Below are 11,834 nucleotides of genomic sequence, written 5' to 3'. Positions count from 1 at the left end.
ATCATTCAAAGCATGAACAGTGCCGGCGGAAGATGTCATGATAATGCACGCTGTGAAAGTATGTGGGCAAGAATGAAAGAAGAGCTATTCTACAGCCGTGGGGACAAATCGGAGAAATACACTATGAGAGAGTTGAAGACTATGATCTGGAGATATTATATGAGTTACTGGGTCAACAGAAGAATCTGCACCGCCAACGGCGGACTGCCTCCGGCAGCCCGAAGAAAGCTCTACTATGATCATATCTTTCTCGTTGCATAATTCTTGTTCGAATAAAATGTGTCAAGTGATATTGACAAAACCCAAATATGTAAAAATCAAAAATAAAGGGGAAAGCTTATGAGTGATGAGAAAAAAGACGTAAACAGCCAGCAGGAGAATGTGGGCAAAAAGGGCATAAACAAAAAGCTTATTATCGCTTTTGCAGGCATGGGCGCTGTTATAGTGGGGCTTGTTATTGCACTGATACTGGTGGCAACGTCAGGTAAAAAAGACGTTGACAGCTCGGCTTCAAAGGCGGAGAGCAGTTCTGCGGTGGCTTCGGAAACCGATGACACCAGTGAGGAGGACTCTGCGGCTGATGAAAGCGAGGACGAGCCTGATGCTGATGAGGAGGAAAGCTCTCAGGAAAGCAAGGACGATAAAAAGGAAAAGGGCTTTATCATCTCCTATTCAGGGGACAACAGTTGGCAGGACGGCGACAAGGTCATGACGGGCATGGAGATAGGCATTGAGAACAACTCCGACGAAGCCCTCAAGGAGTGGACTCTGGAGCTTGAAATAGACCAGCTCAAAAGCTGTGACGGCTGGAACGGCAACTTTAAGGTCAAGGGCAACAAACTCACGGTCACAAATGTTGATTACAATGGCGAGATCGCAAAGGGCGGTTCGACCTCTATCGGCTGTAATATCGGAACTGGAACAAAGCTCAATGTTAAGTCTGCAAAGCTAAACGGTGTGGAGTGTACTGTTAAAAAGGGCAAGGTATCACAGAATAATAACAATAATAACAATAATCAGAATAATGACAAAAAGGTCACGGAAAAGGACGTTAAAAAGCTTCTAAAGCGTACCTCAAAGGCTAAACAGGGTGATGATTGGCTCCACACAGACGGAAGCAAGATACTTGATAAGGACGGCAAAGAGGTTTGGCTCACGGGCGTGAACTGGTTTGGCTACAACACAGGCACTAACACCTTTGACGGACTTTGGAACAGCGAGCTTGTGTCATCGGTGGAGGCTATTGCAGACCATGGCTTCAATCTTATAAGAGTGCCTATGTCGGCGGAGCTTATCAACCAGTGGTCGGAGGGCGAATATCCAAAGGCGAACTACAATAACGCATACAATGAAGAGCTGAACTCTATGAACAGCCTTGAGATATTTGATTATTTTCTTAAGCTTGCAGAGGAAAACGGTCTTAAAGTAATGCCTGATATCCATTCAGCGGAAACCAATGCCAGCGGTCATACTGTAAATCTGTGGTATACTGACAAGGTCACTGTAAAGGACTATTACCATGCTTTGGAGTGGCTTGCTGACAGATATAAGGACAATGACACTATCATTGCATTTGACCTGAAAAACGAGCCTCACGGCAAGCCTAACGAGGGTGACGCTGCGGCAATATGGAATGATTCAAAGGACACAAACAACTGGAAGTATGTGGCTGAAACGGCAGCGAGCAAGGTGCTTGCGAAAAATCCTAATGTGCTTATAATGGTCGAGGGTATCGAAATATACCCTAAGAACATCAAGAAAAACGGGGATTATTCCTCCACCAACAGTGATGATTACTATTTCAACTGGTGGGGCGGAAATCTCAGGGGCGTAAAGGACTATCCTATCGACCTTGGCAAATATCAGGATAAGCTTGTTTACTCGCCGCACGACTATGGTCCGACAGTTTATCAGCAGCCTTGGTTCGAGGGGGATTACACATACAAGAGCCTTATGAAAGATTGCTGGAAAGACAACTGGTTCTACATTCAGGAGCAGGATATCGCACCGCTTCTTATAGGCGAGTGGGGCGGCTTTATGACAGAGCCTAACCTAACTTGGATGACCTACATGAGAAAGCTCATAAAGGACAATCATGTAAATCACACTTTCTGGTGCTTCAATGCAAACTCAGGTGACACGGGCGGACTTGTAAAGGACGATTTTGTTACATGGGACGAGGAAAAGTATGATTTTGTCAAGGAAGTTCTTTGGCAGGAGGGAGGCAAGTTCGTTGGACTTGACCACGCTATCCCGCTTGGAGATAATGGTATAACTTTGAAAAAGGCAAAGGGTCTTTGATATCACATATAAAAATAGCGGACGAAGTTTTCGGGCTTCGTCCGCTTTTGTATTGTATTTTTATCGCTGGTCGCCCATAAAGAACAGAGCGAGAGTTCCAGGTCCTGAGTGTGAGCCTATAACAGCACCTGTGTAGCAGATATGCACAGTGGTCTTTTTGCCAAGCTTTTTTCGCATAAGGTCAGCTGCATATTCTGCGTCTGAAAGGCAGTCGCCATGGCAGACGGCTACTGTGGAATTATCCCAATTTCCCATGCGTTCGCACATCATATCCACAAGCTTTTCAATGGATTGCTTTCTGCCTCGTATCTTTCCAACTGGGATAAGATGTCCCTCGTTGTCAACGTGGAGAAGCGGTTTAATGCCAAGAATAGAGCCTGCTATGGCGGCAGTCTTTGATACCCTGCCACCTCGGTGGAGATATTTCAGGTCATCAACTGTGAAAACATGGCATAGGTGAAGCCTGTTGTCAGTGATCCACTGGGCAAGCTCGTCAATGGAAAGACCCTGCTTTTTCTTCTCGTCAGCCTTTATGAGCAAAAGACCTTCGCCTGTTGAAGCACAGAGGGAGTCTATGCAGATTATCTTGCCTTCTGGGTATTTTTCCATTACGCTATCTCTTGCAATGCAGGAAGTGTTGAAGCTTCCGCTAAGACCTGACGAAAATCCAAGATAAAGCACGTCATAGCCTGCGGCAAGTTCCTTTTCAAAAGCCTGTTCATAGTCGGAGATCCCTATTTGCGATGTTTTCGTTACTGCTCCGTTTCGCATTTGGGAATAAAATTCAGGCAGCGTCATGTCATTCTTGCTCTTTACAACACCGTTTACTTCAAAAGATAATTCCAGAAGCGTCACGTCCATATTTTTTAATATATCCTCCGACAGATCGCAGGTGGAGTCGGAATATAGCTTGTATTTTCTGTCAGACATTTTTATCCTCCTTTTGCCGTTTGGACAACAATATATAAAAATATTATAACATATGGGCGGGCTTTTGTAAAATATCCCTCAACTATACTTTGTAAAATTTCTATGAACACAGTTGCCTGCGGTGCTGTGCGACAGTTAAGGTGTTTTCAGATACGCAAACAGAAAAGTCACGGCAGGCGGAGGAGATAAGCATATCGCTTATGCGATTTTCTATGAGGGCGGTAATTATGTGGCGTATCTCTCGTGCAGAGCCGCTTTTTGAAAGTGCCTGCTTTGCGATAAAAGGGCAGACCTCTGGATGACAGGCGAGTGTACAGCCAAGTTCGGAGAGCCTTTTTTCAAGAGCGGATATTTCAAGGCGTGTAATGTTTTCCATATCGGAAAGGGTAAGGTCGTTAAAAACAATCACCTCATCTATCCTGCCTAAAAGCTCGGGAGACATAAAGCTTTTAAGCTCTGAGAGCATGGCTTTTTTCTTGGCTTCGCCATTTGACTTGCTGTTTGAAAAGCCCACGGTCTTGGTTTCGGCAAGCTTTTTCACGCCGATATTCGAGGTCATTATTATAAGGACATTGGAGAAAGAAACTGTCCTGCCAGCAGAGTCGGTAAGACAGCCGTCCTCTAGTATCTGCAAAAGCAGATTGTAGATGTCAGGGTGAGCCTTTTCTATTTCGTCAAGAAGAAGCACACAGTAGGGCTTGCGGCGAATTTGTTCGGTGAGCCTGCCACCCTCGTCAAAGCCTACATATCCAGGGGGCGAGCCTATGAGCTTTGAAACGCTGTGGCGTTCCATGTATTCTGACATATCAAGCTTTACAATGGCGTTATCTCTGCCAAAAAGCGTTTTGGCAAGATCTTTTGCAAGCTGGCTCTTGCCCACTCCCGTTGACCCTAAGAAAATAAAACTTCCCATGGGGCGGTCGCTGCCCTTTAGTCCTGCACGACAGCGGCGGACGGCAGAGCAGAGTAACTTTATAGCTTCCTGCTGTCCCACAATGTTTTCGCTTAGCTTATCTTCAAGCCCTGTGAGCCTTGCGGCTTCGTCCTGTCCGATATCAGCGCAGTTTATGCCTGTGAGCGATGAAATAACGCTGTCAATGTGCCTTTTTTCAAGTGGTATGCGCTTTGGGCGACACTCTGTTATGGCGGTGAGATATTCGTCACGGGTGAGCTTGCCTTTCACATAATCGTTGAAAGCGTCTGATATTTTCTCACCAGAATTATTTTCACTTTGCTCTATGACCGCACAGGCACAGGCTTCGTCAAGGATATCAATTGCTTTGTCAGGAAAAATCTGTCGGTGACATACCTTGCGGCAAGCTTAACTGCATATGGGATAAGGTCAGGGGAGATGTTAACGCTGTGGTGCTGTTCATATTTGTCTATAAGACCGCTGAGGATACGGCAGGTCTGGCTTTGATCAGGCTCATCTATCTTCACTTTCTGAAAGCGTCGCTCCATAGCTGAGTCTTTTTCAATATTTTTGCGGTATTCCTCAAAAGTCGTTGCGCCTATGAGCTGTAGACCGCCCCTTGCAAGCTGTGGCTTCAGGATATTTGCAGCGTCTATTGCACCTTCTGCCGCTCCTGCACCCATTATGTTGTGAAGCTCATCAATGAAAAGTATCACATTTCCAGCCTTTGCGGCTTCGTCCATACAGCTTTTCAATCGCTCCTCAAAGTCCCCACGATATTTTGCCCCCGCAAGAAGAGCAGTTATATCAAGGGAGAAGATCCGTTTTGAGGACAACGCAGACGGCACTTCTCCAAGCATGATCTTTCTCGCAAGCCCCTCCACTACAGCGGTCTTTCCCACACCTGCCTCACCTACAAGGCAGGGATTGTTCTTTGTTCGGCGGCAGAGTATCTCCATGATACGTTCTGTTTCAGTTTCTCTGCCTATGCAGGGGTCAAATTTTTCGCACTCGCTTTTGCGTGTAAGCTCTCTGCCGTAGCGTTCAATGGTCTTTAGCTTGGGATAATTTCTGTCTGAAAAAATATTAGGCTCGTTGCCTGACAATGAGCAATCGTTGTACATCTTGTTGCAGTTCACCCCTAACTGCTGCAATATCTCAAAGGCACAGCAATCACTGCGGCGGAGTATCATAGCAAGAATGTATTCCGTTCCTGCGATACCGCCACCCATGCTCTCGCACAGCCTTTTTGCGCCTTTTAAAACAGCGGCAGCGTTAGGAGTGATGTCATTTTTCGTAAGACGGCATGGCGTGCCTCTGCCTATGATGTATTCTATCTGCTCCTCTATCCTTTGAGCCGTGACCTCGTGGCGCAGAAGCACTGCACAGGCTGTGGAGTCCTCCTCATAGGCGGCAGAGAGCAGGATATGCTCAGTGCCGATATAAGTATGCCCCCAGCTTCCTGCCAGAGTGACGGCATTTTTCACAAGCTCTCTTGCCCTTGGTGTAAAGCTGTCGCTATCAAAAAACTGTTCGTTCATAAAATTCACCCCTTAAAATGTTTAAGACAAAGCTTTGTCTTAGCTACATTCTTGACAGTTTTGCGTCTTGTTATTCTCGCATTTTTATCGCTTTTATATTCTTATGCACAGGACAAATTCTCCTTGCAGATTTTTTTGTAACACATTTTTCTCTGCGTCATAAACTGTAATATAAAGCAACGGAGCAAAGCTTCAGCTTTATAAATCTTAACAAAAAAGGAGATTTCATTTATGAACGGTTGTGGATTTGGCGGTTGTTGGTGGATCATTATCCTTATTCTCATATTCTGCTGTGGCTGCGGCGGTTGCGGAAATGGCTGTGGCGGTTGCGGAAACGGCTGCGGTGGTTGTGGCTGCGACAATGGTTGCGGCGGCTGCGGATGCTGATCTGACGGCAAATAAAAGACGGCGGAGCATTACGCTTCGCCGCTTTTTTTTATTTATCTTCTTTTTCCAAACGCTTTTCAAGGCGTTTCACAATAGTTTTCAGTGCTTTTATGCGGGCGTATTTTTTATCGTTGCCCTCAAGTATCGTCCATGGTGCTATATCTGTGGAGGTAAGTGTTATCATGCGGTCAACATATTTCTCATAGGTGTCCCACTTTTCACGGTTGCGCCAATCCTCGTCGGTTATCTTCCAACGCTTTTCAGGCGTGTTCTCACGCTCGTTAAAACGGCGGAGCTGTTCGTCTTTATCAACATTCACCCAGAATTTTATTATCTCTGCGCCCCAATCATGAAGCTGGCTTTCAAACTCGTTTATCTCACGATAAGCCATGTTCACACGTTCTTCGGGGGTGAGCTTTTCGATAGGCTCGACCATTACTCTGCCATACCATGTGCGGTCAAAGATAGTAAAGTGACCATTCTTTTCAAGACGTGTCCAGAAACGCCATAGATAGTGCCTTGCAAGCTCTGACGGTTCGGGTGCAGCGATAGGGTGAACTTCATAGCCCCTTGGATCAAGGGCTGCCGCAATACGCTTGATATTTCCGCCTTTTCCTGCTGCGTCCCAGCCTTCATAGCATATTATAACAGGTATCTTCTTCTGATAGCAGAGATTTTGCAGTTTGAAAAGCTTGTCCTGATATTTTTTCAGCTTTTTCTCATATTCCGCTTCGTCAAGGGATTTGTTCATATCCACTTCTGCAAGAGCAGGCATTTCAATAGTTTTATATTCAGGATAATTGTATCCGCAGGTGTCGAACTGTGGTTCGGGAATATAATGTTCGCCCTTCTCCTTGGCGGAAACTGCAGTGCTTACTGCCTTTGTGACCGCTGTCAGCACTTCAAGCTCAGCAGAGGCACGTTCATTTGCCCCAATGCAAGTCCACGGAGCAAATGCCGTGTTTGTGCATTCAAGCATTTTGTCATATCTGCGGAAAAACTTATCGTATTTTTCCATGTTCTTTATATCGTGGCTTTCCACACGCCAGCTTGTAACAGAGGAGTTCGCCAGCTTTTCGATACGCTTTTTCTGCTCGTCTTCGGTAATGTGCAGGAAAATTTTCACGATAACATATCCGTCGTCAGTAAGTTGTCTTTCAAAGGTGCAGATATCTTCAAGACGTGTGTCCCTTGTGTCCTTGTCTATCTCGCCGTACATACAGGCGTTCACAGTGTCACGATACCAGCTTCGGTCAAGGATAAGAAACTCGCCCTTTTTCGGCAGCGTCTGCCAGTAACGCCACAGCCATGGCATACGCTTTTCCTGCTCGTTTGGCGCACGAAATGACACCACCTTGTAAAAACGTGGGTCAAGAGAGCGTATGAGCTTTGCTATCATCGAGCCTTTTCCTGCGGCAGACCAGCCGTCAAATGTGATTATAACAGGCACTCCTGCGGTCTTTATTTTGTTTTCAAGCAGGGTGAGCTGTTCTCTCAGCCCTTTTAGCTGTTCGGATATCTCTGATTTTTCTGTGTTTTTCTGTATGATCTTTTCAAGCATTGCTATCTCTCCTCTTTTCACTAAATTGTTATTATCACAACTTAATTTATTTGATTTATGTATATTATACACATTTTATCTTTAATTGTATATAGACATTTTTCATGAAAATGCTATCTCTTTTTTGTTAATACGGAGTTAATATTATTGGTTTATACTAATATGATATAAAATATCTCGCAAAGGACGGCAGTGATATGTCAAAAAAAGACGAAAAGGACATTAATATATCAAAGCTCGACAAAAGTCTGGAGGGTCAGGGTCTGTTGGAGGACGCTGATGACGCAGAGTATGAGCGCACGCTGGCTCAGCAAAGGCGTGAGGCTGAGGAGCGTGAAAGGCAGGTTTTAGAGCAGGCGGAAGCTGAAAGACGTGAGCGTGAACGTCAGGAAGAAAAGGAACGTGAACGCAGGCTTGCTCAGGAGCGTATCGAGCTTATGAAGCTCAAAAGCGGAGTTATCGACGAAAGCGAGTCTTCCATAAAGGAAGAGCATGACCAGATAAGAGAGCTTCACGGCTTTGAAAAGGTGCAGAATTTCTTTTATCACAACAAGGTGTGGATAATCTTTACAATATTTATCATAGCGGTGGCGGCATTTATTTTTATTGACGCTGCAAGGCGTGAAAAGGCTGACCTGACAGTGCTTATGATCGCAAACAACGGCTTGGAAACACGTCAGGAGGAACTGGAGGAGTTCTTTGAAAAATACACGGATGATCTTGACGGCAATGGTTATGTCCATGTTGAGGTCATTATGATTCCGCTAAATTCTCACAGCGACGATTATCAGCAACAGAACGTGAACAGCACTAAGTTCTTGGCACAGCTTCAGGGGGGCGAGTCTATACTTGTTATAACAGACTCAAACACTGACGAGGAGTTCAAGTCAATAATGACTCCTGAGTTGCCAAAGGAATTTCCGAACAACAAGTATGTTGATGATATGGGCATGAGCTGGAACATGGAGGTCATGGCAAAGGAGCTTAACTTCGAGAATATGCCGAATGATATCCACCTTTCAATGAGAACGCCAGTTAAGACTTTGGGCGACTCTAAGGAAACTATGCAGGAGAATTATGATAAGGCGTTCAAAGTTTTCAAACGCATAGTTGATGATATGACTGAGAAAGCCGTAGAGGCAGGAGATAAGGGTCTTACAACTGAGCCTGTCCACTATGATGACAGCAGTTTGGAAAGCTCTGATAGCACAGAAAGCTCAGAAAACAAGTAACGGATATTTGGCTGTAGGGGACGGCGTTCTCGACGTCCCGTATGACAAGGTAAAGAATAGCGGACAACCACTTTCCTGTGGCTGTCCGCTTTGTATTTGTATCAGTATTGATAATCATAATTTGTGTTGTCCTGATAATAGCCGTCAGGCTGATTTGACTGGGTGTCGGAAGTGTTCAGGCTTGAACAGTTTTGATCTTCGGCATATTTGTAATCAGAGGTGACACCAAGATATTCTTCAAGGCAAAGTCCGCTCTTTGTGACAGCTTCGGCTTTTTCCTTGCCGAGATAGCGGATATGCCACGGCTCGTACACATATCCTGTTTTGTCCTCTTTTCCCTCAGGGTAGCGGATAATAAAGCCGTACTCTGCACAATGCTCAGCCAGCCAGTTGGCTTCGGGAGTGCCTGCAAAGCTGTTCTCGGTGGTGTTTACATCAAAGGTCAGACCTGTCTGATGTTCCGAATGTCCCGGACGGGAAGATACCTCGTCTGCAGCTTCTGTGCCACGCTCTGCGGCATAGGAGTTGTAAAGATACTCCTGATCCTGATATGAACGATAGCTTGAGTTCACAAACAGCGTTATGCCGTCCTGAGCCGCTGCAGCTGCCATTTCGTCAAAGGCGTTCTGTGCAATTGTGCTTACGCCCGGAGCGTAATCTGATGGCAGGGAGTAGGTCTTGTTTACGATAAGAATGCCGTCAACAAAGGTCATGCCGTTTGACTGCTCTATCTTATGCTTTGTTTCCTCTGCTTTGCTGTTGTCGGAGGTTTTCTTTTTGGTGGTGGTCTTTGCTTCCGCCTGCTTTGTGCTTTCGGTCTGTGATGATGAATCAGTAGCAGGCTTGTTGTCTGACTTTCCACCGCAGGCTTTCACTATCACAAAAATTATCACCAAAAGAATTGCTATGGCAATGATACGGTTTTTCATAACACGCCTGTGTTCTCTTGCACGCCTTTCGGCACGGCGTTTTTCCATTTCAATGCGCATTCTTTCGTATTCTTCGTCAGAGTAGTCATAGTTGTTATATGGCTGTTTGTCTGTGTTTTCAGTCGTGTTGCCGTTATTTATATGTTCGTCCATAGCTATCCTCTTTTTTTGCAGATTATTTCACACTTTTGTGTAAGTATTATACCATACTTTGACGCAGTTTTCAAGTCGGATAATGTCGTCTTATTTCATAACATAAACATAGCATTGATATAGCGGCATAGATTCGTATTCATCATTATCCGGGTCATTCCACATATGGTCTTTTCTTTCCTGAACTATATCATCATGGAAAAAGCAAACACCAAGATATGTGTAATCTTCCAAGCCGTTGATCAGATTGTCACCGTAAGAGAAACCGAAGCTTGCATTATTTTTTAACCAAGTAAAAAGCTCTGTGTATGCCTCGTCATAGTCTGAAACACAGCTGTTGTTTGCTGTGAATTGTCGTATTTTGCTGTTGTTAGGCAGACCGACCTCAGAGAGATGTTCGTATACGTCGCCAATGCCTTGGCAGTAGTCGTCCATAGGATAAATGCTCTTTTCCAGCAGTTGGTCAAACTGTCCGCTTGCACGGAGTGGTTTCAGACCATATTTCTCACGGAGAGGATTTACATAATCGAGCAGGTCAAGGGTCATCTGACTTGCACCATCAGGGGAGTAATATTCAGGCTCGACAGTCTCGTCCTGCTGAGTATCTTCTTTGTTTTCCTGCGGTATATCCTGCTGTATCTCAGGCTCTGTCTCAGGCTCAGTCACTTTTTCTGTAGTGGTAGTGGTTGTGACTGCGGCGGCTTTTGACTCTGCTAATGCCGCCCCTTCTGCAATATCTGACGCAAGGGCGGACTTGTCAGGCTCACGCTTTTTTGTGGTAGTAGTCATGACAGTGGTGACGGGAGGCAGAGTAGTTGTCACAGGTGTATTTGTGGTGACAGTGGCAGTAGATTGAGGTGTGCTTTTTTTCACAGCCGTGGTCTTATCACTATTGTTATTATAAGTATACACCCCGAAAACAGTTGCGGATATTAATGCCACAGCGATTATTGGTGTGGTTATTTTTGCTTTTAAAAACACTTTTTTTGGGGTAGCGAGAACTATTTCTTGCCTCTTGTTTATTTCGCTCATGCAGCCAAAGCAGAAAATGGAATCGTCATGAAGAATTCTTCCGCAATTAGGACATTTTTTCATTTTTTCAAATGCCTCCTGACTTTGTCAAGTGCTTTGAACATTTCCTCAGCCGAGCTGTATCTGTCAGACGGATTTATGGAAAGTGACTTTTTGATGATCTTCAACAGCTTTTTGTTTTCGCACATTTTGACTGACGGGTGCTCGCCTGTTAACAGAACGTTCAGCAGCACGGCAAGTGAATAAAGGTCAGTTCTTGCGTCAGATTGCTGCATACCGAATTGTTCAGGTGCGGCAAAGCCTACAGTTCCCAAAGTTTGGGTGTCAGAGCGTTGATTAGATTTGTAAATTTTAGAAATATCAAAATCTATAATCTTGACATTATTGTCGTCACATATTATAATATTATCAGGCTTTATATCACGGTGAACGATGCCGCTGTTGTGAAGAGCATACAATCCCTGGCATATGGAGCAGGTAATGTTCAGGCGTCGTGTTCTGCTAGTGTTTCGCCGTTTGCATAATCCGTAAGAGTCATGCCGTCGCAGAATTCTTCATAGATAGTATACGCTTCAGTGCTTTCGGAGATCTCGTAGATACGGCAAAGATATGGATTATTTATCAATGCGAGCCTTTGATATACAGAAACGTCAGCAGGCTTATAGATAATGTGCCGCACCATTTTTACACCTGTGTCACTCTCTAAAATGACTTTTTCGTGCTTGCTGTTTTTAAATAGATAGTTTTTGCAGTCGAACATTTTGTCGATCTGTTCTGTTTCAAAATCATATAAGCTTTTTTGTGACATATTTCTCATCTCCAATGTAAAAATGTAAAAAAATAAATTATTATAGG

The 11,834-nt window shown here is 44.7% G+C and carries 11 protein-coding genes and 1 pseudogene; 4 read left to right on the top strand and 8 right to left on the bottom strand.

Annotated features, from left to right (window positions below; all coding sequences use genetic code 11):
- Together DW793_RS06605 and DW793_RS06600 are read left to right on the top strand one after the other, a co-directional pair.
- The coding region (locus tag DW793_RS06605; protein ID WP_252969708.1) for an integrase core domain-containing protein at window positions 1–261 on the top strand (261 nt) is incomplete at its 5' end.
- Between the two features lie 78 nt (window positions 262–339).
- Entirely contained in the window at window positions 340–2,301 is a 1,962-nt protein-coding gene (locus DW793_RS06600) for a cellulase family glycosylhydrolase (protein WP_118157419.1), read from the top strand.
- Window positions 2,302–2,361: 60 nt separating this feature from the next.
- On the opposite strand, the gene DW793_RS06595 is transcribed toward DW793_RS06600, so the two are convergent.
- From DW793_RS06595 to DW793_RS06585, 3 genes and pseudogenes are all read right to left on the bottom strand, one after another.
- Window positions 2,362–3,231, bottom strand: coding sequence for a DegV family protein (locus DW793_RS06595; protein WP_038670760.1), 870 nt, complete (start codon window positions 3,229–3,231; stop codon window positions 2,362–2,364).
- Window positions 3,232–3,331: 100 nt separating this feature from the next.
- Window positions 3,332–4,414 (bottom strand): AAA family ATPase, encoded by a 1,083-nt coding sequence (locus DW793_RS06590; RefSeq protein WP_118157418.1) that lies wholly within the window; start codon window positions 4,412–4,414, stop codon window positions 3,332–3,334.
- A gap of 87 nt (window positions 4,415–4,501) precedes the next feature.
- Window positions 4,502–5,685, bottom strand: a pseudogene (locus DW793_RS06585) (ATP-dependent Clp protease ATP-binding subunit); the annotation flags it as partial.
- Between the two features lie 231 nt (window positions 5,686–5,916).
- Between DW793_RS06585 and DW793_RS14590 the strand changes: the two are divergent.
- Complete coding sequence (locus tag DW793_RS14590) at window positions 5,917–6,072, top strand: hypothetical protein (RefSeq protein ID WP_022288524.1); 156 nt, start codon at window positions 5,917–5,919, stop codon at window positions 6,070–6,072.
- 49 nt (window positions 6,073–6,121) lie between these two features.
- On the opposite strand, the gene pap is transcribed toward DW793_RS14590, so the two are convergent.
- The gene (gene pap / locus DW793_RS06580) at window positions 6,122–7,633 is read right to left on the bottom strand and encodes a polyphosphate:AMP phosphotransferase (protein ID WP_118157416.1); all 1,512 of its coding nucleotides are present in this window, start codon (window positions 7,631–7,633) and stop codon (window positions 6,122–6,124) included.
- A 197-nt stretch (window positions 7,634–7,830) separates the two neighbouring features.
- On the opposite strand from pap, the gene DW793_RS06575 reads away from it, so the two are divergent.
- Complete coding sequence (locus tag DW793_RS06575) at window positions 7,831–8,865, top strand: hypothetical protein (protein WP_022288522.1); 1,035 nt, start codon at window positions 7,831–7,833, stop codon at window positions 8,863–8,865.
- 101 nt (window positions 8,866–8,966) lie between these two features.
- Here the strand turns inward: DW793_RS06575 and DW793_RS06570 are convergent, their stop codons facing one another.
- The 4 genes from DW793_RS06570 to DW793_RS06555 all read right to left on the bottom strand — a co-directional run bounded on the left by DW793_RS06570 (window position 8,967) and on the right by DW793_RS06555 (window position 11,787).
- Window positions 8,967–9,947: a M15 family metallopeptidase gene (locus tag DW793_RS06570; RefSeq protein ID WP_252969707.1), complete on the bottom strand. Its 981-nt coding sequence runs from the start codon at window positions 9,945–9,947 to the stop codon at window positions 8,967–8,969.
- Between the two features lie 90 nt (window positions 9,948–10,037).
- On the bottom strand, window positions 10,038–11,042 hold the full coding sequence (locus tag DW793_RS06565; protein WP_118157415.1) for a zinc ribbon domain-containing protein: 1,005 nt from the start codon (window positions 11,040–11,042) through the stop codon (window positions 10,038–10,040).
- Complete coding sequence (locus DW793_RS06560) at window positions 11,039–11,437, bottom strand: serine/threonine protein kinase (RefSeq protein ID WP_252969706.1); 399 nt, start codon at window positions 11,435–11,437, stop codon at window positions 11,039–11,041. The genes DW793_RS06565 and DW793_RS06560 overlap by 4 nt, the downstream gene beginning before the upstream one ends.
- Window positions 11,438–11,463: 26 nt before the next feature.
- Complete coding sequence (locus tag DW793_RS06555) at window positions 11,464–11,787, bottom strand: hypothetical protein (RefSeq protein WP_118157413.1); 324 nt, start codon at window positions 11,785–11,787, stop codon at window positions 11,464–11,466.
- Between the last annotated feature and the right edge of the window lie 47 nt (window positions 11,788–11,834).

Source organism: Ruminococcus sp. AM31-15AC, assembly GCF_003462045.1.
Lineage (GTDB): Bacteria > Bacillota > Clostridia > Oscillospirales > Ruminococcaceae > Hominimerdicola > Hominimerdicola aceti.
Note: the sequence above shows the minus strand (reverse complement) of the source record. Positions and strands in the feature narration are given on the sequence as shown.